The sequence below is a fragment of the Hafnia sp. genome (assembly GCF_036648275.1).
GTDB classification, from domain to species: Bacteria; Pseudomonadota; Gammaproteobacteria; order Enterobacterales; family Enterobacteriaceae; genus Hafnia; species Hafnia alvei.
In genome coordinates this window covers 253886-279256 of sequence record NZ_JAVXIQ010000001.1, presented here as the reverse complement: position 1 = coordinate 279256, position 25371 = coordinate 253886, and the positions used below count along the sequence as shown (strand labels likewise).

27 protein-coding genes are annotated in these 25371 nt (G+C 45.3%); 3 read left to right on the top strand and 24 right to left on the bottom strand.

Features of this window, described 5'->3' with window-relative positions; translation table 11 throughout:
* Positions 1-150 precede the first annotated feature (150 nt).
* The 3 genes from RSC70_RS01485 to RSC70_RS01475 all read left to right on the top strand — a co-directional run bounded on the left by RSC70_RS01485 (position 151) and on the right by RSC70_RS01475 (position 2543).
* Positions 151-1437, top strand: coding sequence for an AppA family phytase/histidine-type acid phosphatase (locus tag RSC70_RS01485; protein WP_332541453.1), 1287 nt, complete (start codon positions 151-153; stop codon positions 1435-1437).
* Positions 1438-1674: 237 nt separating this feature from the next.
* The gene (locus RSC70_RS01480; RefSeq protein WP_304184852.1) at positions 1675-2043 is read left to right on the top strand and encodes an NlpC/P60 family protein; all 369 of its coding nucleotides are present in this window, start codon (positions 1675-1677) and stop codon (positions 2041-2043) included.
* A complete protein-coding gene (locus RSC70_RS01475) occupies positions 2043-2543 on the top strand; it encodes a YbjP/YqhG family protein (RefSeq protein WP_332541450.1) in 501 nt (166 codons plus the stop codon). The genes RSC70_RS01480 and RSC70_RS01475 overlap by 1 nt, the downstream gene beginning before the upstream one ends.
* A 63-nt stretch (positions 2544-2606) precedes the next feature.
* Here RSC70_RS01475 and RSC70_RS01470 read toward each other — a convergent pair whose 3' ends face one another.
* The 24 genes from RSC70_RS01470 to mqo all read right to left on the bottom strand — a co-directional run bounded on the left by RSC70_RS01470 (position 2607) and on the right by mqo (position 25155).
* On the bottom strand, positions 2607-3242 hold the full coding sequence (locus tag RSC70_RS01470; RefSeq protein ID WP_130934339.1) for a helix-turn-helix transcriptional regulator: 636 nt from the start codon (positions 3240-3242) through the stop codon (positions 2607-2609).
* A 144-nt stretch (positions 3243-3386) separates the two neighbouring features.
* Entirely contained in the window at positions 3387-3899 is a 513-nt protein-coding gene (locus RSC70_RS01465; protein ID WP_046358969.1) for a hypothetical protein, read from the bottom strand.
* A gap of 12 nt (positions 3900-3911) precedes the next feature.
* Positions 3912-4805, bottom strand: a complete 894-nt coding sequence (locus tag RSC70_RS01460) for a hypothetical protein (protein WP_130998604.1) — start codon at positions 4803-4805, stop codon at positions 3912-3914.
* 3 nt (positions 4806-4808) lie between these two features.
* Positions 4809-5522 (bottom strand): hypothetical protein, encoded by a 714-nt coding sequence (locus RSC70_RS01455; protein ID WP_304184842.1) that lies wholly within the window; start codon positions 5520-5522, stop codon positions 4809-4811.
* Positions 5509-8073, bottom strand: coding sequence for a TcfC E-set like domain-containing protein (locus tag RSC70_RS01450; protein ID WP_332541448.1), 2565 nt, complete (start codon positions 8071-8073; stop codon positions 5509-5511). The genes RSC70_RS01455 and RSC70_RS01450 overlap by 14 nt, the downstream gene beginning before the upstream one ends.
* 16 nt (positions 8074-8089) lie before the next feature.
* The gene (locus tag RSC70_RS01445) at positions 8090-8605 is read right to left on the bottom strand and encodes a hypothetical protein (RefSeq protein WP_332541446.1); all 516 of its coding nucleotides are present in this window, start codon (positions 8603-8605) and stop codon (positions 8090-8092) included.
* Positions 8606-8658: 53 nt separating this feature from the next.
* Positions 8659-9201, bottom strand: coding sequence for a hypothetical protein (locus RSC70_RS01440; protein ID WP_025801741.1), 543 nt, complete (start codon positions 9199-9201; stop codon positions 8659-8661).
* A 357-nt stretch (positions 9202-9558) separates the two neighbouring features.
* Positions 9559-10809, bottom strand: coding sequence for a TadE/TadG family type IV pilus assembly protein (locus RSC70_RS01435; protein WP_332541445.1), 1251 nt, complete (start codon positions 10807-10809; stop codon positions 9559-9561).
* Positions 10785-11156, bottom strand: coding sequence for a hypothetical protein (locus RSC70_RS01430; protein ID WP_332541444.1), 372 nt, complete (start codon positions 11154-11156; stop codon positions 10785-10787). The genes RSC70_RS01435 and RSC70_RS01430 overlap by 25 nt, the downstream gene beginning before the upstream one ends.
* A complete protein-coding gene (tadF, locus tag RSC70_RS01425; RefSeq protein ID WP_332541443.1) occupies positions 11157-11744 on the bottom strand; it encodes a tight adherence pilus pseudopilin TadF in 588 nt (195 codons plus the stop codon).
* Positions 11707-12198, bottom strand: a complete 492-nt coding sequence (locus tag RSC70_RS01420; protein WP_096387316.1) for a TadE/TadG family type IV pilus assembly protein — start codon at positions 12196-12198, stop codon at positions 11707-11709. Before RSC70_RS01420 ends, tadF begins: the two co-directional genes overlap by 38 nt.
* Positions 12198-12935 (bottom strand): tetratricopeptide repeat protein, encoded by a 738-nt coding sequence (locus RSC70_RS01415; RefSeq protein WP_332541442.1) that lies wholly within the window; start codon positions 12933-12935, stop codon positions 12198-12200. Before RSC70_RS01415 ends, RSC70_RS01420 begins: the two co-directional genes overlap by 1 nt.
* Entirely contained in the window at positions 12922-13761 is an 840-nt protein-coding gene (locus RSC70_RS01410; protein ID WP_332541441.1) for a type II secretion system F family protein, read from the bottom strand. The genes RSC70_RS01415 and RSC70_RS01410 overlap by 14 nt, the downstream gene beginning before the upstream one ends.
* On the bottom strand, positions 13761-14633 hold the full coding sequence (locus RSC70_RS01405; protein ID WP_304184824.1) for a type II secretion system F family protein: 873 nt from the start codon (positions 14631-14633) through the stop codon (positions 13761-13763). The genes RSC70_RS01410 and RSC70_RS01405 overlap by 1 nt, the downstream gene beginning before the upstream one ends.
* A 3-nt stretch (positions 14634-14636) precedes the next feature.
* On the bottom strand, positions 14637-15917 hold the full coding sequence (locus RSC70_RS01400; protein ID WP_040046905.1) for a CpaF family protein: 1281 nt from the start codon (positions 15915-15917) through the stop codon (positions 14637-14639).
* Positions 15918-17045, bottom strand: coding sequence for a tight adherance operon protein (locus RSC70_RS01395; protein ID WP_234619207.1), 1128 nt, complete (start codon positions 17043-17045; stop codon positions 15918-15920).
* Between the two features lie 12 nt (positions 17046-17057).
* The gene (locus RSC70_RS01390; RefSeq protein WP_234619206.1) at positions 17058-17552 is read right to left on the bottom strand and encodes a CpaD family pilus assembly protein; all 495 of its coding nucleotides are present in this window, start codon (positions 17550-17552) and stop codon (positions 17058-17060) included.
* Positions 17549-18871: a type II and III secretion system protein family protein gene (locus tag RSC70_RS01385; protein ID WP_202210000.1), complete on the bottom strand. Its 1323-nt coding sequence runs from the start codon at positions 18869-18871 to the stop codon at positions 17549-17551. The genes RSC70_RS01390 and RSC70_RS01385 overlap by 4 nt, the downstream gene beginning before the upstream one ends.
* A gap of 83 nt (positions 18872-18954) precedes the next feature.
* Positions 18955-19776 (bottom strand): SAF domain-containing protein, encoded by an 822-nt coding sequence (locus RSC70_RS01380; RefSeq protein WP_282806641.1) that lies wholly within the window; start codon positions 19774-19776, stop codon positions 18955-18957.
* Positions 19777-19795: 19 nt separating this feature from the next.
* On the bottom strand, positions 19796-20302 hold the full coding sequence (locus tag RSC70_RS01375; RefSeq protein WP_227658630.1) for an A24 family peptidase: 507 nt from the start codon (positions 20300-20302) through the stop codon (positions 19796-19798).
* An 84-nt stretch (positions 20303-20386) separates the two neighbouring features.
* Complete coding sequence (locus RSC70_RS01370) at positions 20387-20623, bottom strand: Flp family type IVb pilin (protein WP_025801724.1); 237 nt, start codon at positions 20621-20623, stop codon at positions 20387-20389.
* Between the two features lie 173 nt (positions 20624-20796).
* Positions 20797-21387 carry a winged helix-turn-helix domain-containing protein gene (locus tag RSC70_RS01365; protein WP_130998616.1) on the bottom strand — a complete coding sequence of 197 codons (591 nt, stop codon included), beginning with the start codon at positions 21385-21387 and terminating at the stop codon, positions 20797-20799.
* A 612-nt stretch (positions 21388-21999) separates the two neighbouring features.
* Positions 22000-23313: a serine hydrolase domain-containing protein gene (locus tag RSC70_RS01360; RefSeq protein WP_332541434.1), complete on the bottom strand. Its 1314-nt coding sequence runs from the start codon at positions 23311-23313 to the stop codon at positions 22000-22002.
* Between the two features lie 189 nt (positions 23314-23502).
* Positions 23503-25155, bottom strand: coding sequence for a malate dehydrogenase (quinone) (mqo, locus tag RSC70_RS01355; protein WP_282806643.1), 1653 nt, complete (start codon positions 25153-25155; stop codon positions 23503-23505).
* Between the last annotated feature and the right edge of the window lie 216 nt (positions 25156-25371).

The following is a 25371-nucleotide window of genomic DNA, read 5'->3' as shown; positions in this document are numbered from 1 at the left end:
TATAGTGATTCGCATGCGGCCTATGCTCGGCATCGGCTCCCTACAAACGTGTTTTCACGCCGCAATCACGGATATGACCATTCAAAAATCAAGAGGCGATAAATGACAATTTCTCTGTTTACACACAGTCCAACTAGGTTGCTAAAGTGTATGCCTCTGGCTTTCATCGCCGCCAGCATGCTAACCACGGCAAGCTACGCCAGCGAAACCGAACCTTCCGGATATCAGCTTGAAAAGGTGGTTATTCTCAGCCGGCATGGCGTTCGAGCGCCAACCAAAATGACGCAAACCATGCGCGACGTAACACCTAATGCGTGGCCTGAGTGGCCAGTCAAACTGGGGTATATCACGCCGAGGGGCGAGCATTTGGTGAGCCTGATGGGTGGGTTCTATCGGCAGAAGTTTCAGCAGTTGGGGATCTTGTCTAAAGGTCGCTGTCCAACGGCAAATGATGTCTATGTTTGGGCAGACGTCGATCAACGCACTCGGAAAACAGGCGAGGCGTTTTTAGCGGGTCTCGCACCTGAATGCCATCTAAGTATTCATCATCAGCAAGACATCAAGCAGGCCGACCCGCTATTTCATCCGGTGAAAGCAGGTGTCTGCACTATGGAAAAAACGCAGGTACAGCAGGCCGTCGAGCAACAGGCCGGTATGCCCATAACTCAGATAAACCAGCACTACCGCCCTGCTCTGGCGCTGATGAGCAGCGTGCTAAACTTTCCAAAGTCAACGTACTGCCAGCAACATAGCGCAGACCAAACCTGCGATTTAGCACAAGTCATGCCAAGCAAGCTCTCAATCAAAGACAATGGCAATAAAGTGGCACTTGATGGGGCCGTAGGTTTGTCGTCAACGCTGGCCGAAATTTTCCTGCTTGAATATGCGCAGGGCATGCCAAATGCAGCGTGGGGAAAAATCCATTCAGAGCAAGACTGGAACGCTTTGCTAACGCTACACAACGCACAATTTGATTTGATGTCACGCACGCCCTACATCGCCAAACATAACGGCACACCGCTATTACAAACCATCGTCAGCGCAATCAACTCACAACCTAGCTCGCGAGAATTGCCGGAGTTATCAGCGGATAACAAGATCCTGTTTCTTGCTGGACATGACACCAATATTGCCAATATCGCGGGTATGTTCGGTATGTCGTGGGCGCTACCCGGCCAGCCGGATAACACGCCTCCAGGCGGTGCCTTAGTTTTTGAACGTTGGTCAGATAAGACGGGGAAAAAATACGTGAGCGTACAGATGATGTACCAAACGCTGGCACAGCTACGTAATCAAACCCCACTCACTCTGGATAAGCCCGCTGGCAGCGTGGCGCTAAAAATACCGGGGTGTGACGATCAAACCGCGCAAGGATATTGCCCACTAGATACCTTCACGCGTCTGGCGAAACAAAACGAACTGGTGGAGTGCCAATAATTATATCAACTGGAACCCTTTCCCTTAATTAGGGAAAGGGTTCATAGAAAAAATACTGTATTATATTTAAACAATATACATTAATTGCCTCCCTTTTATTCCTAATGCTTTTATAAAAAAAAGATATTGCTTGCATCTTTATTTCATTATTTTCTATGGCATTTTATGTAAATCATTTTCATAAAATTGATGATGTATTAACAAAATTTAGCTACCTGTATTAATAAAGGATTATTTATGTCATGGAATAAAAATAAAGCTTCAAGCTACGCGCGCTGGCATGCAGGTTCTAGCTCTAGCGATAACTGCGCTATGTTTGTTCGACATGCTATCGAAGCGGGTGGCCTTAATATTGGCAGAACCGGCGAAGCTAAAGATTATGGTAGCCTGCTTGAAAGCGCAGGATTTCGTTCTATAGGCTCAGGCGAAGCACCGCAGGAAGGTGACGTTGTCGTTATTCAGCCATATCTCGGAGGCAGACCTGAGGGACATATGGCCATATTCGATGGCACCAACTGGTTCTCTGACTTTCAGCAACGAGATATGTGGGGCGGCCCAGGCTACCGCTCGCATAAACCACCTTATATAATTTACAGGAAAGACTAATGCGCCTATTAATCCTGATTTTTATTTTTTTCATCTCGGGTTGTGTGCACCAAAGCGCTGAACAGCGAACTAAGGATTTTTATCAGCAATACCTGCATGCTTATGCCGATGGTACATCGGAGATCAAAGACGATTCATCAGTTTCTTGCGAGTATATTGCCACCGATACCGCACGGCGACTCATGGAAATTCATGCAATTCCCGAGCAGGAAATAACGGGGGCGGACTACTTCACCTACACGCAGGATTACGCTCCAGAATGGATATCTCGACTTAAGGTTGGCCATGCGAGAGATTTCATGGGGGGCAAAGTGGTTGATGTCTGGCTGGGCGTCGAGAATACGAAACGTATTAAAATTGAGGTTTATCTCCGGCTAGAAGATGAAGTCTGGAAAATCTACCGCGTCCGTAATGTTTCAGGCAATACGGAACAATACATTTTCGACAACCGAGCAATTGCTTCAGCAAAAGCCTATGCCGCAACTATGCCTGCCGAATGATCTTCTATGCAATAATCCTCCTTAACTTGCTAGGAGAAGGAGGGTTATATCGCCATCTGAGCACTAAGGAATAAAACACACTTTAGACTGATTAGTTATTTGCAGCGTCACTTTGCATAGCGTAATTAATTCTACGTTGTTTTTAATATTAAATTTTCGCATCACGCGACGCTTGTGCGCACTTACAGTTTTGACGCTGAGTCCTAAAATATTCGCAATGCGTGCAATAGTGAAGCCATGGGAGATATAGCTGATGATCTTTATTTCTTGCAGCGAAAGCTCCACCGATTTACAGTCGCGGCATCCTTTTCGACAACCCGTTTTTCCATCAATTTTCACTTTTGCACGCATCCATGCAAACAGAATTCGATTCACCAAACGTTTTATTGGCTCCGTTCGATGAATAAAAATCGCATTATCAAAACAGTACGGCATTAATGATGAGTTTAACGTCTGTATATCCCCTTCATAAATCCCGACCAATAAGCTCCCTGGTTTACGTTCAATCAGCTCTGGGTGACATAACGTTTCTGCTCCTGCGGGATAGGCGCGAATAATAATATCCGCTCGCGATATGTTTTGCCTTAATCCTAAGAGATGTATTTTTTGATCGGTATGTAGTTCTATAATCTCATGCAATAGTCCTAACAGCCCAAATTTATAATATTCATTCTTATCATCAAAAAAGATGTTTATCACTCATTAAGCCCCGATAAAATAAAAACGACATCTACGCATAATTAACACCCTTATCGAATGAGTATCATCGCTTTTACTATCCAAAAATAAATATCTAACTATCGGTATTAGGGCATTTATTCATGCTTAAATGCCCTAATAGGATTATACGGATGGCGTCACAATAACTTCGTACGTTCCGCTGTAGGTGCCGAGTGGATAAGTTTCACTGCGTTTAGCCGAGGTAAACTGCACTTTTACGCCCTGAGCAGGATCGGGAATATCCTGAACCGTTGGATAAACAACCTGATTATTCAGCGGATATGACGCTGAAACCTCCCCGCCATTTACGCGGATCCACGCAGGATTTATCTGCATGGTATCGCCGTTATCCCCCATCAGCAGATTCCCCGCGGGCGTATTCAGTGAAAGCGAGACCGCGCTGGCATTTCCCACAAAGTTAAAGGCGGGCGTAACACCGTACATATAGCCATTTTTATCGTTGAGCTTCAGGCTAATCGAACCATTGGTGACATCGTTTCCGGCCACATAAACCCGCACGCTGGTGCTAATTTCAGCCTGTACATCGATGCTGGTTCTCACCGAGATCGCAGCCTGTGAGCTACTTACCGTCATCAATGACATTGCCGCGAGGCTGAGCGCTAAATAATATTTCATGTCGCTTTTCCTTTAACTATTTGGCGTAATAACAGCCGTCAATGTATCGATCAGCCGTGTTCCCGCGGCCAATCCGCGGGTCGATTTACCGCTCAGGGCAAATTGGATATCCACCCAATCCACCGTTGCTGTGCCGCTTGGGATCGTTCCTCGATATTGAAAACCGGGCGCTATCTCTTTGCCGTCAATACTTATTCGATATGGGATCGACAGGGCTCCTTTCGACGCTCTCAGCTGGTAATGGTTATCTTGCTGCTGGGTAGACTCGAACGTCAGAAGATAAGGCAATGCCTCATCGCCGGACTGCAACGTTTTCGCTATTTTTAAGCGTGCATTAGCCGTCGCGTCGTTGAGTTCGCCCACTAACCCCATCGATAGTGCTGGCTTATCAAAAGAGGCCTGAATGGTGACCGCTTCGGTTTGTAATGCGGTGAGATCCAGATAGATAGGATAATTTTCACCACCACTATCGCCCTCAACGTTAAAGCTGACGTTACCTACCTGCACGCGTGGAAACGCACCAAACTCGCTGAATGAGCGCTCCCCTTTAACGCTACGATTTACCGCCCGCACCCCCACCCGCGTTTCATTCGGCTGAGCTGAAAACTGCACCAGATCGCCACATACGACGGCACGTTCCTGCATAAAAAGCTGCAATGGGAAACGGAGCGAACCGAGCACCAGATCGCCTCCCTCACAGCGTCCACCGCCTGCGGGAGAAACCAGTAAAGTCAGCGATTTATTCGCAGGCTGACGCATCGTGAGCGTATCTGCTCCGCTCGCATCGCTGATCCCTTCATGGAGCATACGAATAGCGCCATTCGGCTGGGGCTGAATCACCCAAGCGCCCGCCATCACGCTGCTTGCCTGTAGCAGTAACGCAGCAAATAACACCGGAGATTTCATTAATTACTCCTTAAGCTGGCACTTTTCATAGGTATAAAGTTTGCCATCCATGTTAAATGCCAAGTTGTTATGCACCGCCAACGTACGCGCATGCTCCGGATACACATTGAATATGGCTTTGTCCTTACGCCCATCGATCACCAAATCACGCATTTCGCTACGCACGTTACCGGTTGCCGTCAACGTCCACTCATTACTGCTACAGGTCACAGCCAGCCCCTGATTCCGCTTACCTTCGGGTAAATAACGCAGCAAAACGTCATAGCCGATGGCAAAGCGCACCTTTCCTTTATCCACTTCTTGCTCGGGATAACTTGGCCGAATACGCAGGCGATATACGGTTTCACGTTCAACCGACTTCAGCGGCATAATTCTCACTTTGCGTTCTTCGCCAAAGGGAATAATCAGTTTGGTGGGTGAAAAAACTAGCGTCGGGTCTTGAGCACCGAGCTCTTTCACCTTATTTTCCTTGGTATCGCCTGGATTAGTAATATGGAATAGCTCCAGCGTGACAAATTCGTAGCTCTTATTTTCTGACTTATTAACGTCTACGCTATCCACCGCGCGATACATTGATTTAACGGTAATAAAATTATCACGCGGCGTTTCTTGTTTAATTTCTTTCACGATAGGAAAAACTTCAATGGCCTGCGACAGTCCCGCAGTCATTAGCAAAGCCATACCCACTGGCAGAATTGCCAATTTACTCAGTTTCACAATTAACCTCACGTATTTGCATAATGCCTTGAGTCATTTTGACGTTTGAACTATTTAGCGGGCACACATAACTTTGCCCCTCTTTACTCACCTTCAACTTTTCTAACTGGCTGTCGGTATCTAACGTGAAGTCACCCACAAATAAGCCTTCAGCATCGGTCATGGCATTGCCACCCACCACGCGAGCATTGGCTAACGGCACACCGTCGAGATATAAGCGCCCAGTGACCGTTTGGTTTTTCGTGGCGTTCACTTTGACGTGATAGACCTGCCCCGGCATGGCCCAGGTTGAAGATGATTGAGTCGAAAGGTTATAGAATGCGTTAGTGTCGGTGGTATAAACCTGTTCAGCCTTTGGCGATATTTTTTGGTATGGCTGAATCGTGAGGGTGGTTTTTTTACCGCCCTCAACCACAACTGGCTCATTACTCCGGTTACGCACTTCAAAATATTGATCTTCAGGCAATGAGCTCGCATCAACAATCAGTGCGGCGGTATTATCGACCTTGCCGTATCCGAACTCACCCTCACCAATAGCGAACCCGCTGCGTTGAGAAAGATATTGTTGGCTATAGCTGTTATTACCAAATGATTTAGATACGCCGACCGAGGTATAGCCATAATCGTTATCCATAACGATACCTGCACCGCTATTATTCTCGCTGTTTGGCCCATGATTGACGCTGGCGTTGACCGTATATTTCCCCCCACGGTCAAACTCAGGGTTGTCTAAATTAAGTGAATAATCGGCGCTATAGATATTTTGGTTGCTGCCCTCATCGCTCATCCGCGAGCGTAAATAGAGCGACTGGTAATGGTTATAGCTGCGCTCACGCATGCCGAGGGTAAACTGAGCAAAAACTTTATCTTCCGTGGTGCTGTTATGAGAGTAACGGTTAACCAGCTCATTAATACCCCGGTGATAGCCCAGATCGACGCGTAAATTAAGGTAATCCGACAGTGTAAAGTCGCGATTTAAATTCACATCCCAGCTTTCAAATTCGGTTTTATTTTGCCGTCCGTAGTCTTGATACAGCGTATTCAAGCCGAAGTTAACGCCTAGACCGATATTCCAAGGTAGAAAGGTGTTCGCACCAAACTGGAGATATTCAAAATCGTAGGCAGGAACCAAACCATAGCGGTGATAGTCCTGTTCATCGCCTTTAAATCGGTTATCGCGATAGCTCAAGTTCATACTTAAGGCATACAGGTTTTTCATCAGCCCAACCTGATAGCCCGTGCTGCCATCCGCACCCATAACGCCATCGGCATAAAGACGCTCGGCAAACCAGCTATTAACCGGCAAATCTAGGCTAGCATTGGCATAACCATCCTCGTTATCAAGGAGAAATCCACTGCCCAAAGACATCACAGAATTGGTGGTATATCCCAGAGATACTCCGGCAAAGTGGCTCGGGCTATCGTTTTGATTAGGGTCATTGTCATCTTTGTCACAATGGCGGCAGGAGTAGCGGTTCGACGAAAATTGCCCCTGATGATCGTCATAGCGCCCGAGCTGAACCACATACTCCAAATCGCCGGAGCGAAACGAGCCATTACGTTTGAGAAAAGGCTGTATTTTCTCTTCACGACTGCCGTTCACCAGCTTAGAAACCAGCAAAACGTCATAACCGCCAGACGGCCATCCTTCTGTCTTCAAATGCTGCAAACCGGCGGGAAACTGCTGTAGGTCAATTAAACGCCCGTTGCGATAGACCTCAACCGTACCGGCCTGCGGCAGATAAACCGTCACCGGCGAGGCCGCTCCGTCACCGGGATTCAGGTAGTTATCCGTCATATACCCCAGCGAAATGCCGTCGAAGCTGACAGGATTAAAAAAACTGTAGGTCACCGACGGCGTACTGGACACCAGATTATCGCTTAACCGCTGACGCCCAGCTTTAAAACGGGTATTTTCATGTTCAAGATACAGCGCCAATTCATCCAAATTAAAATCAATCTCTTTGGAATAACTCCAGGCGCCTTTCACATAGCTATTACCGGTAAGGTTTAAGGTATCGTTGGAAGATAAACTTAAGCTATCGCCATAGGTATCAGAGAGATAGTTCAGATTATGACTATGAACAAAGCCGGCAAGACTGCGGTGTGGAATATAAGTTTTGTCATAGGCCTTATCGCTCGCTTTAAACAACGAGGCGGGAAATATCAGATGCACTGACGCATCCGATTCATTCACCGTTGCGACAATTTCATCCTGTGAAAAGCCTTGTTTATTCACCCGGCGTAACGGAACAGAAAGTTTTTTGAGCAGCTCAGCGGCAGACACGCTGAGTGCGGGCATATCCACGGCGGTTATTTGATCAACAATCACCTGAGGTGACATCAACAAAACATCGTTTTGGTCGAACTCCACGCCAATAGAACCAATGGATGAATCTGCATAAATAATATCAAGCACGCCGCTTTGTTTGGCATTAAAAATGTCTTCAAAACCAGCAGGAAGCGGAATAGAAGACGCCATCAGCGGAGTTAATGCGCAGCCAAAACCGACACCAAGAATAACAATGCTGGCAGTTATTTTATTATTCATTATTCTCTGTCTCTATCTATAAAATAGGCATTACAATTAATGTAAAGGTATTTGCGTATTTACCCTTGGTATAATTTCCGGCTAACAATTCAGAAATAAATTTAACTTTGACGCCGTTTGCTGTGGTGGCCTGACTAATATCTTTTAAAACAGGCACGCGTAGATTTTTAGTCGCATCGGTTTCTATTCCTTGATGAATAAAGCTGCCATCAAGATTAATATGCGTATTGCCCCCAAACACCTGAGGAAGAACAAACTGTTTTTCTAAAAATACAATCTCAGCATTTTTCACATTCCCCACCAGATGAAAAAAACTCGATGTTTTTTCAAACTTTTGAGAGAAACCGTTGATCGGTAATGGGAAATCAAACTCTTTGCCACTCAGTGGCTTATCTTCATAATATAAGGCGATTCTTGCTATAGACTCAGCAGAGACATCCAAATCGACCTGCGAATTGGGTACAGAAAACGCAGCCTGACTCCATAACAAAAGCACGGCAATAATTCCGGCGGCACAGTTATTTTTAATCATGTTTTAAACAGGGCCAGCATAATGCTGACCCTGGCCTGATTTAATGAAGAGGATTAAGGCTTGGCATTTACGTTAGCGTAGACAACGCCGGTATAATGACCTTGGCCCAATGAATCATAGGTTTTATCTGAGACAAATTTGAACATCACTGGCAGTTCGCCATGAGTACCGTTTGCATTCAGAGTAAAGTCTTTAGAATCACCTGATGCAGCGAACTCCTGGCTCCCGGCAGAAGTGATGCTGCTGATTTTATAAGTCATATCGTTGAGCGTGCCGCCCTGAGTGCTATACAGGGTGAACGCGTCGCCGGTAACAGATTGGCTGTCATCCATGGTCAGAGCAACTTCCAGCTTGGTCACGTCGTTGTTCCAGAGTTTCAACGCTGTAGTTTGTGCTTCCATGTAGCCTGATGCCGCTGGCGTCAGCTCTACGTCCATATCGGTGATAGGACGACCACCTGGATCGGTGATAGTTGCACTATCAGGAACGTTGGCGCTAACGTTGAACTTGGTATCATAGCTGGCAGGCGTAGAAGCCATTGCAGAAGCAGACATCACTAGACCGGCCAATACAGACAACATAGTTTTGGTTTTCATTTAAAAATTAAGTCCTTGTTATATAAAATGCATCTTTTACAGATAGAGCAATACCATGCAGGAAAATAAATAGTTCTCCAGCAATAATATTTATCCGTTCTATTCTGTTTCATTGCGTAATAGGCAGACGACAATGCTGACAAAAAAGTAGTACGCATCGTTAAATAAATCGTAAAACGTTGCGATGCAATAGTCCTTATTACACGTTTACTTTTTTCGCATATCAGCGTCGTTATATTACGAAAGCAAGCTTACGAAATGGCTCAGTTTAATTCTTGAAAAAAACCTCACTTTTCCTCACAAAGCTTTAGCAGTAATTAAAGCGATAAAAGTAAGACGTATGAATTAAGATGAAATTTAATTATCTTTAAGAATATTATGCCCCACCTCTTCAAATACGGCGCGCCGCAGGTCATCTTCCAGCTCGCTAATCGTTTGAGGCAGATAGAAGTTTTTATCACCTACGCAGCTTTTCCAATCTACGGTAGGAGAATAAGCAATCCCAATAAATGAAATTTTTCCCACTGATTCATCCGTACTCAGTACCTTACGGATTTTATCGCACATACCTGCTTGAATAAGGTTTGGTGTAATAGAGATATCTCCGGGGTCATCCGTCCCATCAGAAACAATCACCATAACTTTTCTTGAGGCTGTTCCTGAGGCTAAATAAGGCACGCCGAGCAGAACACCAGAACTGACCAAGGTGCCACCGAAGGCCGTCATATTATTAATCTGGTTAATTTCATTTGGATTACTGGTCAGCGGTACTTTCCACGAAGAGCTCTGCTGAAGACAGGTACTGGTATTCACGGCCGAAAGCGGGATTTGAATATCATGCACTGGGTTCGGAATGGCTGCGACGCTGCCCGCAATATTCACATAGCGCTCTAACGCTTTGTAATTACCACCGGAAAGGACATCTGATGGCACAGGGCCATTACTGACAAAGGGAAAATCACAGTTTGCGCCCTCTTTGCCGCCCCAGCCAAAAGGAACAAACCCCACTTTATTGTCAATATTGTAGGAAAACAGTTCATCTGACAGCTTTAACACAATGCGTTTTAATTCGGCCAGCTTATTGCTGCCGCCGAAACCGTCATTCATCGACCCCGAAAAGTCAGTCACAAAAATTACATCCATATTTGAACGAAATTTACGCGCAGCGCCGTTGTCGCCGATAACGACCTGATCGTCAAAGCTAGGAAAAAAACTAGAGGAAAACCAAGAGTCCTGCAACGTCTGTCCGCTGACGCGATATTCTACGTAGGACAGATTTTGATTATTGGGTGAAATACCGCTTTTCACAATGACCTTAGGTTTAAACACGTCAACGTCATGACGCATATAGGCGCGAAAATAGTCACTCGACAGATCATAATTTCGCTGCGCGCCATCGCCGTTATCCTCTGCGGTTAATGCCAGAGCAGCTTGTTCCATCGCATCAGAAAGACGTGCGCGCTCGGTAATATAGCGCGATCCTTCCAGCCCAAAAGCCGCCATACTGAGTAAAAAGCCAGACATCATGACAAAACTAATCGCAAATGCCCCACTGCGATCCTGCTTAAAGCGTCGGATACTGGCTAACAATGGTTGGTACACAAACATAGTTGCTCCTTAGTATTCAAAGTTCCACGACTGCTGGCTTTCTTTCCCGTTTGGCAAATTAAAAAAGGCAGCGGCCCCGGACGATATTGCGCAACAGCACGTCCAGTTCGGTCATGGATATATTTAATCTCACCGATAAACTCGGGCCCATCAGGGTTTATATCGAAAACATTAATACTGACTTTGGCTCTCAGCGTTGGGCTGTAAAAAAGCATTTGGTTTATTTCACCAATTAACGCCTGCTGATTTACCTTGGATGAATCAATAAAAATAACTGCCTGATTCTTTGCCGCGTGAACTGGAAGAAACAACAACAGCAGGCTGAATAAAAGTCCGTATCGCTTCATCTATCGCAACATCACGATGGCGAATGAAGACATCATCGGTGTTTCTTCCGTCGACGTTAACCGCGTGAACCAGCTGAAGGTCGGCAAACATACGGTCACCTGATACAGCGGTACCCAGCGTCCATAACTGCCGCGCGGCGTAAGCTGCTGAAGTTGATTGAGCGGCTGCGGTGGCAAACATTGCCCAGCACTGCCGCTGTCCCACGATTTATACAGTTTGATCTGTTTTCTGTCATCGCCAAGACGAATTGGGTCTTCAAAATGCATTTCTTCAACGTGTATGCTCATTTGAGAAAGATCGATGGTGCTATTCATATCCGTGAGTATTTTCCTCGCCAAATCAGCGGCTGCATCCACATCCTGCTGATTCAGCGTTTCTCTTGCGTCAAACAGTTGGATCCTTTCACGTAAAATACCGGCAACCGAATACGATACGCGGTCTAATTTTCCGACCGTTGCCTGACGGACAACCAGATCGGTGAGAAAGAAAATAAAAAAGATCAGCGCAATGGAAATCAGAACAAATTCGACGGAAACCGCAGCGCGTTTATCAGTCCATAAATTTGGAACGCTCATATTCTTGAACAAAGATCACCTCCCTATTTAATAAGTTATTGACCCAAAATCCGGGGAATGGGAAAAACATTGGCGTATATTTATATTCCAAGTGATAACGTGCTAATGGCTTGTAACGAGAATTTCCTGCGCTGCCACCGGTATTAATCATGTCGGTAATTGAGTCGGCATAGGTAATATCCATGGTCACGGCATCAGGGCGTGTCAGAAATCCCCATATCGCGCCACCTTGTTGTGTGATCCGCGCCTGAAAGCGGCTGTCATAGCCGCCATTATCGGAGGCAGAGGCATTCTTAGATTCTTTCGCCGCTTCGGAAACCGCCAAATCAATGACGGAAGAGATATAGGCCATTCTCGCAATCTCGGCGACAAACAGCACCAAGGCAATAAACAATATGACCGTTAAAGAAAACTCAATGGAGGCGACGCCTTTATTATCTCTGACAAAATGTCTACATCGTTTCATTATCCTAATCCTTTTTCTGCGGGATTAATCATGGCCAACGCATCAATTAATTCATCGCTTTTTTCTGATAAGCTCTCATTTTGAATAATGTCTCTGGCATAACGCCGATCGCCGACCTTAACCAAAGATAAAACCAAATTATGCAGAAGTTGAGACTGCTTACGTCCGCGTAAATACTGCGGTAGCAGCAAACTCACCGCATCCTGATAACGGTGATCTAATATGGCCACCATTGCCATATTGTTGATAGCAACATCATCTGCAATGAATAAGCTACGTGATTTCTCAATAGCGGCGAGGCCTTCCGTTAGCTTTCCTGACTGTGCCAATGCGATTCCTTTGAGGTTATAAGCTTCTGCACTCTGCGGTTCGCGCTGCAACATTTTTTCAGTGACGCGGATAGCCTGAGGGTAATCGCCTAAAGCGATCATATTCTGCGCCTGTAAGGTATAAACATTTAAGTCCGGCGTTTTAAATAGCGGCTGCATAAAATAGATCGACGATTTGTAATCGCCAGACTGGTAGTAATAACGGGCGAGTTTCAGACGTGCGGCAGGATCTTCTTTTTTCTTCAGCGAACTGCGGTAAAGATTAATCAGGCCGTTATAGTTTTTTGCCTTAAGTAAAATATCCTCTTGATAATTCATATCACTGGCAGAAGTCGGTGCTCGTTGCACACATCCACTTAATAAGGTGACACACAGAAGTCCCATCGTGATTTTTTTAGAAATGTGCATTTTGCATAATCCTTAGAATACCTGGTGCGGCAATTAAAATAGTAATCGGGAACATAATAAAAAGAATAAGAGGTACGCTCATTTTGGCTGACAGCTTGCCTATTTTTTCCTCCGAGCTCAGCAGCTGCATATCACGAATGTCTTTAGAGAGTTCCATCAGGTTTTCATACAACGAGGTTCCGTAATGGACACTTTGTTGCAACGTGGCACAAAACATCCGCATCTCAGTCATATCCATTGAGCGGTAAAGGTCCATGAGTCCCTCTTCCAAACCGCTCACCTCGGCTCGCCTGACGAGATGCGACATTAAATCAGCCAAATTTTTGTCCAAATCATCCGAGCGTTCAGCAATAAATTTCACCGAACTCTCCACCGTCATCCCTGCTTGAACACATACGGCGATCAAATCAACAAAATAGGGCAGCGCATCCATCATTAGCTTGATACGCGTATTAATCGCCGGATTCAGCATCATGGCCGGTAGCACTAAAACAATCATGAATACGAACAACATAATCATAGCTAAGGCTTTCATGCTGATAGAAAGCACACCGATAACTGTAAGAACCAGCAATACGCCGCCAATTGCGCCACAAATACGCGCTTTGAGCGGAAGGCTTTTCTCTAATTCATTGAGAAATATCAGCCAAGGGCTATTGCTAATAATCAATGCACGATAGTCGATAGTGGAAAACTGATTCTGCTGTTTACCCTCTTTTTTAGGCTCAATGATGTCTCGCTGTTTCTTCCAGTGCTGCTGCTGGCGGATAGCCATCAGCACCAGCAAAATACCGAGAGGTAGCATCGTTAAATAAAGCATCGTCATCAGAGCGCCCTTCTTAATAAGATCCAGATAATGATCATGCCAATGGCTTCACTGGCAATGACGTAATAAAGGATCAGGCGACCAACGGGATCGTGAACCACGAAATCAAAGTTTTGTGGGCTGAAATACTTCATGCCACAGAAAAATAGTAACGGAATAGATGCCACTATCTTGGCCGACGTTCTGGCCTCTGAGGTCATGGCAGATTTACGCCGCGCCATATTTTTACTGTTATTCACGATCCGAGATAATCGGCCAATTAAGGTGCGCAGTTGCCCACCGTGTTGCAGGCTCACCAGCATCACAACCACGAAGAAATAAAACTCCCGATAGCGATAGTTTTGCCACGCGTCATTAAAAACACGCTCGGGTTCTTCTCCAAGATTTAAACGCCGATCGATACGATGAAACGTTGCGCCTAAGTCACCATCAATGCCTTCACCACAACGGTGCAGCGCCTGATGAATACTATTTCCCGCTGATACCGCCGCATTCACCACCGATAGCACTTCAGGAAAACGATCTTCGAAATAGCGTCGATGCAGGCTGCGTCCAATTCGCAGCTGTGCAATAAACATCACGATTAACGCCACGGGTAGAAAAAAGGCCACGTCAAACTGTAGCCAATTAGCATTCAAAAACAGCAATACCAACAGCAGCGAAATAGCAATGATGCCGCCCTTCATGCCTTTCAGGCTGTAATCTCCCAGCGCATAGAGTTTCCACTCTTGCCACGTATTTTTGATATATCCAAAGACTAGGGATTGTCTGGGATTAAACGTACTTTTAGAGGCTATCTTGGTCAGCTTTCGCCAGTTATAAAAATTAAGGCTAAAGACTGCCAAACCTATAAATAGAATCAGAAACGACATTTCTCACTCCATACCAAATATATGCTTTAGGTCATCACTCACGTTGAACATCACCGCATTGCGCATCACCGTTGAGCGCATTAACAAGCCATGATTGATAAACTCGCCTTTAATTTTTCCATTTTCATCACGGTCAGATTGGCTTTGAAAAGTAAAAATATCCTGCAGAATTACGCGATCGCCTTCAATCCCCATAACCTCACTAATGTTCATTACTTTTCGGCTACCATCATTTAATCTCGATACTTGAATAACGATGTTAATGGCCGAGACAATATTTCGACGAATCGACTCCATAGGAATATTCATTCCTGCCATCATCACCATATTTTCCAAACGCGAAATTGCGTCTCGAGGATTATTCGCATGTAGCGTTGACATAGACCCATCATGCCCGGTATTCATGGCCTGAAGCATTTCAAACGATTCTTCGCCACGACACTCCCCGACAATAATGCGGTCTGGGCGCATTCGAAGTGAGTTAATCAGTAATGCTCGCATGGTGATTTGGCCGGTGTTTTCCACACCCGCCAAGCGCGTTTCCATTCTTAAAACATGCGGCTGCATCATGCGTAGTTCTGCCGCATCTTCCATAGTAATAATGCGTTCGCTGGGATCGATATACTTCGACAGCGCATTGAGCAGCGTGGTTTTCCCCGAGCCCGTTCCACCGGAAATAATAATATTGACCCGACAACGCGCAGCAATGATCAGGAAATTAGCCATCTGTCCGCTCATCGCATTCATCCTGATAAGGTCTGACAGTTCAATATTGCTTTTACCAAACTTACGGATGGAGATAGAAGTTCCATCTAACGCAATGGGCGGGATCGCGACGTTTAAACGGCTACCATCATGTAACCGGGCATCCACCAACGGTCGTCCTTCATCAAGGCGGCGGCCTACTTTTTGCACCAGACGCTTGGCGATATCCGTTAGTTGATTATTATTAATAAAACGACATTTTGTGAGCTCCAACTTACCGGCTCGCTCAATATAAATATTCTCGGGGCCATTAACCAAAATATCACTGACGGTTTCATCCTCCAGCAAAGGTCTTAATGGGCCGTACCCTAAGATTTCATCCGCCATCATTTCAGCAAAACTATTTTGGTTTTGTGAATTTAAATAGATATTTTGCTGTTCAGCCACACGTTCTAGCACGCGATTCATTTCAGCTAATAGCTGAATACGGTCGTCGACTAATGCTTCAATCGTGTTAATGTCGATATTTTGTAATACGCCATCGCGCAGTGCTTCTTGAATTTCAACGCTGATATCCATTTACGCCACCTGACTTTTTTTCAAGCGCCCATTTTTCATCAAGCGATTGATGAGCGATCCCTTATGGATGGGTGCCCCGCCGAGAATTAAGCGAGTGAGCTGGTCGATAGGCGCAATTTTACGATTTAGCCCAACGAAACGCGTGATACCGTCTTTTTGTTTGTTATAGGGAAATACCACATCCAACGGTCGCCCTAATAGCGATTGCAGGTCTTCAATACTCAGCATATTCATGCTGAATGGGCGGCTGTCGTTGAGGCATATAAATAGCCTACGCGGTGCGAGCTGAGCGCGATTAAGCGACTCAGCCACTTCAATCATGCCGCGCGCAACCCGCACTGACGCCATCGAGCGATCCATGACTAAAACCAAACAAGATGAGCTTTCAACCAACTGGCGTAGCGTCTCTTTGTTGGCGGTATTAATAGCCTCTTCAAACAGTACAAAGTTATATTTTTGGAAGCCATCTAGCGAGAGATCGGGATAGAGCGAGCTACTGCTGCTCATAAGATCAAGATTCTTTTGCCCAGCCACGATTTCTTGCACCATTTTTTTGCCGGTTAGCAAATCAAGGTCGCGCGAACCGCTTGCTCCCTGAACAAAGAGCGACGGCATTTCTTTGGCTTGCACAATATTGCTGATGGTCTGGTAGGCAATAGAGCTATTTCCAACCCCACCTTTACAGCCCAATATACTAATGCTTACCGCCCAGCGCGTTGATTTCAGATTGGTGCTCGAAATAGCTGACTGAACAAAAAGCTCACGCTGAGAGTTTAAATTGAAATATTGGATGCCATCACGCAAGAAGGCCTGCGCTAACATAATTGAATCGCTGTCACCGACTACGCAGCACCATACGCCTCGCGGCACCATGGCTAAAATAGCGGGCACAATATTATCGATATATTCTTGGCGGCCTATATCAATAACTATGCCATAGTCTTTTTCAGAGATAGCAAGATTATGACTAGTATCTAAATCTTGCAGCACGCTGGTGACCTGATTAAAACCGGCTAATCGCAGTAATTGGCTTAGTTCTTCATTAATGACCTTGCGCGAGGATAAAACATAAAATGCCTTCTCATTTTGCGCTGATTTAGCATCGTCCTTTTGTGGGAATAACAGCATTTTTGCTCTTCCTCAGAAATAATATTTGTATGGGCTAACCAATGAGGAAGCGAGATTGTTGTTAATGGCACATCCCGTATCATCATAAAGATCAAACTTATAATTCTGTGTCATATAGCGACACTCGGGTAAACGCAGAATGATTTTTTGAATATGAACCTGAATCCCCGAGGTTTCTTGAGTGCGATAGCCGCCGCCCTGATAGGATAAAGTGATCCTCTCCGGCGTGATGCCTTTGGCAATCAGGTCTTGCCTCACCTGCTTAGCGGTAGCCGAAAAATCATCATCAAACCATTCAAGGCGGATATAGCCGTTAAACCCACCGCTGGCCTGATTAATAATCTTCCCAATCGCAATTTCTTTAGAAATTTGATCGCTTGCGGTCAATGCGATGATCTGTTCGGTTATTTGTGGTGAGCCGTGCTTTTCTAATTGGCTAGCCCAACCGGAAAACGATGCCATCATCATGAGTAAAAGCGCGCCATGAAATAGATGTGAGATCCTCATTTAATAAATCCTCCCTGCTCCACAAATCCTTCAGCCAGTTTTCTATCGCGTAGATTGCTAATCCCCTCGAAATTCATAAAACGAGCCAGCGTTGAGGTACGTTGAAAATCAGGCAAAACGATATCGCGCATGGTGACGGGTTTAACGAGATTAACGGTGGCTACCACCACCAGCTCGCCGCGCGTCCGCTCGGTTTTGGCATTTCTAAACAGCGCTCCGAGAATTGGCACATCACCAATAAACGGTAAGCGAGACAAATCTTCACGCTCGTTGTTGCTGATAAGGCCGCCGAGTAGGAAACTTTCTCCGTCGGCAAGCTCAACGGTAGTTTTTGCACGACGCGTTTGGAATGCAGGGAACGAGTCACCGGCGTTGGTACTGTAGGTGCTATCCACGTTGCTAACCTCTTCCCCCAGCGTTACACGGATGCGCTTGCTGCTGCTGACTTTAGCGCCCACGTTCAGCTTGATACCAAAATCCTTATATTGGACATTGGAACCATTGGCAGAGCTGGTGACCACCGGCACTTCGCCCCCGACCAGAAACTCAGCGGACTCACCCGACAATACGGAAAGATTCGGCTCAGCCAGCACGCGAGCCACCGAGTCGTTGCTGATGGCATGCACCAGCGAGCTCAGCGTGTCGGCGTTGAATTTCACAAAACGAAACGTGCCGGGCGTAATATTGCCGCCGGTGCCGCTGATGGTTCCCCAATCAATGCCCACGTTGTCGCTGAATGTCTTGGTCACCTCAACGACCGAAAGCTTTACGTTGACCTGATTTGTGATCGGCAGCTTCAACTTGTTGATCACTTCCTGATACACCACCTCATCAAGCCAGGCATTGTTGTTTTCACCTCCTCCACCGCTGCCACCGCTCATGCTTGGCACATCTTTTTTATTCGCCGTGCGTTTAGCGCCCACGCCTTCACCCACAATTTGATAAACGCGGTCGCGGTCTTCTTCTGTGGGCACGGTTCCGCTCAAAATGTAGGTTTTACCCACTTTCTGAATCGAAATTTGGCTATCCGGCACCAGTTGCCCCACCTTTTTTTGCACCGCGCTTAAAACGGGATCAACCACCAGCGTAGTTTTAATGAGCTGGTCACCATTTTTGTCAAAAGCAATGAGATCGGTTTGGCCGTCGCTTTTGGCATAAACCATGACGCCACGGTCGCCAATAATTTCATAGTCGGCCACTTTGGGAGCAGAGATAAAAATAGTGTCAATATTTCCATCAACTTGAATAACCTGAGACTCTCCGGCTTCCATGTAGACCTCTTGAGCATGCACATAATAAGAGAGAAATAATCCCGTCATACCCAGTAGCCATAACGCGCCCACATTGGCTCGGACTCGCCCTATTTTTTGACGCTGACCTTGCTGCTTCGCTAAACAAAAACTCACTCTCCACCTCTCAACTCTTTAACGGAATTAAACTGGGGCAATACTTCATCCATTCTTATTTTTTGGTTGTTCTCGTCCTCATACTGATCAAACGGGAATAATAAGATTTCACCTGCTTTTTCTACGACTTTGAGTTCAGCCAGTTGCTGAGCGTCTAATCTCAATACCACCGTTCCCACCGAATCATCGCCGCTATAATTCTTGGTCACTGCCTTAGGTGCCTTTTTAATATCTACGATAGAAATAGGCCCCATTACGCGGCTAATCGCATAGCGCTTCATATTTTTGTCAGGGCTATTACTGCCTTCCGTTACCAGACCGACATTATTTTTTTTACTTTTATCCACCTCAACTAATCGGATGTAGAGTGAGACTTCATCCCCAATTGAAAGCGAGGAAAGTAGATATTCATCCTCCGGTTTAATTTTATAGCTATATGGCGTCTCATTGCTTCTCAGTGAATGAGCTGAGAAGGTTGGACTCGTTGGTGATTCCACCATTTCAGGTAAAATAATGCTGCCTTTTGAAATATTGTGTCTAATTAAGTATCCCTGAAGATCTCCGTTATCTAATGAGGAAATATCACGGCGATCTTTGCTTTCTTTGGAAATCTCAATCGACGTTATTTTGTAATCATCACGACCTAAGATGTCATAAGGTTTTAGTTCCCTTATTGCTTCCGCAACCATGATGGTGTGACTTGATTGAGGCACCGACTTTACCTCAGCCACCTCTGGCGTTTTCTTTTGCACAAAAATGCCGGCGATGCCGACTGCAATAACAATTATTGAAAGAAAAAAAAGCATGCGATGGTTCATTAAGATGTCCTAAGCAGGATTAATAATAAAAAGACGCCACGGGGTAAATAAGGATAAATGCCAAAGAGATAGCGACACCGTAAGGCACGCCGTGACTACGTAAATTATTACGAAAAAAAATAAGACCGCCGATAGCGACAAGGCCGCCAATAAAAGCAGTTAAAAACAAGAAATCATAAAATGCGTTGCTTTGAAAAGAGAGCGCTAATACGGTTACTAGCTTGGCATCACCGCCACCCCATAAGCGGGCGACAAAAAGGATAAATCCTCCCACTAACGCGACAAGACCAAACAAAATATTTGGCAGATGTGATTGTAAAAGAATCAAGGACAATAGCGATATGGCGAGTAATGCAAGACTCGTGTGTGTGATCCTTCTAAAAAAAATGTCCTGCCACATAATAAAAATCAAAATCATGCAGGTGACAATAAAATTAGCTTTGATTAACCACACCATGTCTATTTCCACGCCTATTCCACTTCGGTTATTAGAAAAATGCACAACAAAATGCAGCAAGAAAATCATCCATGATGTTCTTGCTGCTAAACAGAGAGCCTTACAATAAATACGTTCTAACTTATTGTTATCGCGTTACGGTGTTGTATTCCGTTACGGCGTAGTTTTGCTGATAGTAACGCTTTTGATTGCTTCAGCAATTTTATCAAACGTTTCTTTCAATGCGCCCAAGAAGCCTGAGTTCTGATCACCAAGAATAAATGCCAACAGAGTAGCCATGGCTACGCCGATTAATGCATATTCAATCGCAGTCACGCCGCGTTGATCTTTACCAAACTCATGAAAACGAACATGAGCAGCCACATAACATTTAGTTAAAAAAGTGTTCATCGATATTCCTTGTAAATTTAAATCCGCCATTTCGGTGGCGTGTTAATAACCATCTTGTTGTTGCCGATGCCCCATAGGTAACGACGGAGCCATTAGAATCTATTGCGCCTCAGGAGTCCTTATTGAGGTCATATTTGTTTTTATAATTTATGATTGATAAACAACGCTGAGAATTATTTAGCAAAAAATAGAATAACTACCACAGCAAGTGTCGATATCCAGCACACCGCTAGCAACGATAATATCGAGATAAATACATTCCAGCGGCGTGAGTGATACCACTCTTTTCCGTTATTCGATGACTCCTTGTGGTGAGCATATCTCATAGTCTCTAAGGGTGACGCTAGCGTTTCATTCATTCCAACCGAAGTCGCCAAAGAGAGTGCTGGCACTTTTTCTTCTTGACCATTATCGGGAAGATATTTTTTCTCACGCAGCACATTCCCCATATACTTGACCCCTTTTCTGGGTATCGTTTTTATAAATGCGCTTGAAAGTCCAATCTGATCAAATGACTTTCTCAACATATAGATTTGGCCATAGTAGCTACTGTCACTCACTGAACCGCGCTGCTCATGCCATACCTGATTGATAATATTTTGTTTATCGGTCTCCCCTTCTAATAAAAGAAGCAAGAATCGATAACTATTTTCTGGCAGGTTAATCACTGTTCCAAAGTCGTTAATCAGACAGCGCTTTTCAGGCTCAAACCGAATGCCATCCCCAAGGATGAATATCGTGTCATCCTTACTTACATCATTCATTAGCCGTAAGCTCCAGTGTGACTTCAATCTTCACTATTATTAGCCTTCGCTGTTAAAAATAGAATCTCATTATCCTCATCTATCTTATCGAATAGCCTATTTAAGATTGAATTATACAAGAGAGAAATAATCGAATAAACCCTATAGACCTCATTTGATCTCATTCATAAAAATTAAGAATAATATAGCGAATATTATATCGATACGCCTTTTTTTAAAGGATGTCAGATCGCGAGAAATACAAAATAAAGATTAATCATTAGTACTATTTTAAAATAACCATAAATAACCTCATGTTGATAAAAAATATAACCATTATAAATAAGAATATTTCTTAGGAATTTAAATAGAACTATTAATTTCAGAAGGATTGTTTTTTGCAATCAGGCATAACCTATACGCTTAGAAAAAACTTATTAATAAGAATATACTGAAGTTTGCGAGATTTATAATTATTTACTGAGAGTTATTGATATCTGCCTGCGAGGTTTAGCTATGTTCTGAAGCCCTTCCTGCGTGTATCTAGCCCACTCTCACGGCTCAAATACAAAGGGTTATAAGTATAAAAAAACCACGCCGAGGCGTGGTTTGAACATCTAAACATGTGTTTGACTATTTGGCTAAATGATTCGCGATAGCATTAAACATCAGCGAAGCCTCAAGCGGTTGCGCACTGAAGGACGGTTCCGCCTGTGGCCAAGTAGACCACTGCACAATAACCAGCTTCTCTTTTTGATTCACAACGATCATTTGACCAAAAATGCCCAAGGCCCACAGGGTATCATTGCTTTCCAACCCTTGTTTCGGCCCTACGTTAACGGCATTCGCTGGTACGCTATTATTCCACCACTCATAACCGTAGCTGCCATCAGGGTGCGCTGCGGTCACCGATTTCTCTGCTCGATTCCATGTGCGCGCATCCGCAACCCAATGATCGGGTAGCATTTTAGTTCCGTCAGGCAGCACGCCGTCATTCATGATAAACAGGCCAAACTTGCCCCAATCTTCGAGCGTGGCGTTAAATCCATGAGCGCCTACATCATGTTTGCCCACCTGATAACTGTGCCAGACACCGTCGTGGACCATTCCATCGGGCTGCCATATTTTGTCCTGAAGGTTCTGTGCCAGCGATTTTCCGGTCGCCTTTTCTAGCGTATCGCCCAGCAGCCATGCCCCGCCAGACGAGTAAGACCATGCCTGTCCCGGTTTGGCGTAGGCTTTCCGCTGTGGATCTTTCACCAATTTATTGACGCAATGGTAGGTGTCACTGTTGGCTTCACACTGGGTGAGTTGCGCAAAGTCAGATTTAGGATTGGTGTAATCCTCGCCCCAGGTAACGCCCGAAGTGTGCTGTAACAGCTGGCGGATCGTGACATGTTCCCATGCCGTACCGCGTACATCAGGATTGTATTTAACCACCTCATCGTCTAACGAGGTGATTTTCCCCTCTTTCAGCGCCACTCCCACCAGCGTTGATACCACGGATTTCCCCACTGAGCGTGATGTCCACAGCGTGGTCGGCGTATTTCCCTTACCGTAATAATCCCACACTATTTTGCCATCTTTAATCACCATCATGCCCGTAACGCTGTTGCGCTTGAGGTAATCTTTCAGCGCAATGTTCACGCCATGATATTGGTAAGTGACACCAGATAAGTTCTGTGCCGCACGCGGGATTGGCTTCGCTTTTCCGGCTTTGAAAACGTCACCTTCATAGGAGCGGTAGTCATTACGAAATCCGACGACCCGCTGTTGTTGATCCCACGTCAGCATGTTTTTAACATCGGGTAGTTGTGTGTCTGTCGGTGCAGGGCAGACCGCGAGTTTCAAGCTATGGCAGTCGTTAGCCGCTGGCGCAGCATTCACCTGTAGCGCAGCCCCCAAACATAGTGCCAGCAGGCAAATACCGGTTTTAATTTTAGTCATGATGTTCCCTTAGTTTCGGTCATGGTCTTGTTTGTAAGACCACTTTATGACGAGTTCAGGAATGTACCGAGGCGGATAGTGTGGGGAAATCCCACATAAAAACGTGTTTGAATCGTTGAGGTTTGGAAAGGAATTGAGTGAGATTTTTTGCAGATAAACGCCCCCGGCTAGCACCGGAGGCATCTCGATTTACAGCGCCATATCGTGCTGTGGAGAATCTTGGCGTTTTTCTTCCGCCTGTATCGCCATGTGGCCTTGATCGTTCATTTGAATCACCGGTGGTTTAGTTAATTGCAACGCTGCCGCGGTGTCATCCCATGTTTTCTGCGTTAACGCCGCGTTACCATTCAGCTTTTGACCGTAGCTGGGTACGATATCGCGAATTTTGCTCTGCCACTCTGGGGAATTGAACTGTTCTGGGAACATCTGCTTAATCACATTCAACGTGATCGGTGCGGCAGTTGAGGCTCCAGGTGAGGCACCCAACAACGCAGAGATTGTTCTTTGCTTATCAACAACCACTTCAGTGCCCAGTTTCAGTACGCCACCTTTCTCAGGATCTTTTTTGATGATCTGTACACGCTGACCCGCTTGGATGAGTTTCCAATCTGCTTTTTGCGCCAGTGGGTAGTACTCTTTCAGTGAAGCAAAGCGATCATCATCACTCAGCATAACCTGGCTAATGAGGTATTTAACCAAATCAAAATTATCCAAGCCGACATCCGTCATTGGAATAAAGTTGCTGGTTGTGGTGGTGCTCAGCAGGTCAAAGATAGAGCCATTTTTCAGGAATTTAGTCGAGAACGTCGCAAATGGCCCAAACAATACCACGCGTTTACCATCAATAAAGCGAGCATCTAAATGCGGTACTGACATCGGCGGCGCACCAACTGATGCCTGACCATACACTTTTTCTAAATGCTGCTTGGTAATCTCAGGGTTTTCTGTCATCAAGAAAGAGCCCCCAACAGGGAAACCGGCATAGTTTTCCGCTTCAGAAATCCCCGTTTTTTGCAGCAATTTCAACGCCCCACCGCCCGCACCGATAAATACATATTTGGCGTCAATCGCATGCTCGCTGCCATTGTTGATATCTTTGATCGTGACATGCCATGAGTTGTCATTATTACGTTTAAATTCAGTCACTTCTGCCGAGGTTTGCAAAGAGAAGTTGCTGTTTTTCTTCAGGCTGCCGATCAGTTGGCGGGTAATCTCGCCGTAGTTAACATCAGTCCCCACAGGAGTCCAAGTCGCGGCCACTTTTTGGTTGGCATCGCGACCATTCATCACCAGTGGAGCCCACTGTTGGATCTGAGCGTGATCGGTTGAGAATTTCATACCTTGGAATAACGTGGTTTGCTGTAAGGCATCGTAACGTTTTTGCAGATAATTAACGTTTTTATCACCCCATACAAAACTCATATGCGGCGTAGAATTAATAAAAGCATGCGGATCATTCAAAATCCCGCGCTTAACCTGAGCAGACCAGAATTGGCGAGAGATCATGAACTGTTCGTTTATATCCAGCGCCTTGCTGACATCGATGGTGCCATCTGGTCGCTCCGGCGTGTAATTCAGCTCCATATTCGCAGAATGGCCGGTTCCGGCATTATTCCAGCCATTGGAAGACTCGAGCGCAACGCCGTCGAGTTTCTCTACCATCACCTGTTTCCATTCAGGTTGTAGTTCTTGTAGCCAGGTGCCAAGTGAAGCACTCATGATGCCGCCGCCGATCAGAAGAAAATCGGTCTTTTGCGTCGCATCATCTTTCGCCCAGGTAGCCGTGCTGACGAACAGCGCGACCGCGGTTAGAGAAACAATAGTCTTTTTTAGTGCAGGCATAATAATAATTTTACATTTCTAAGATATATTCAGTGAATACATGCTACTCCATTTTTACCTTAATTTAAAATTGCATTCACATCTCTATTTATCCATAGGGTTTCTACACGTTCTTAAACTCACGAAATAAAGGCTCATTGATAAATGTAGCAATCTTAATAAGGGTATAAATTAACCACCGAGCTGTACGTACAGCTTTATCTTAGTGAGCATCGC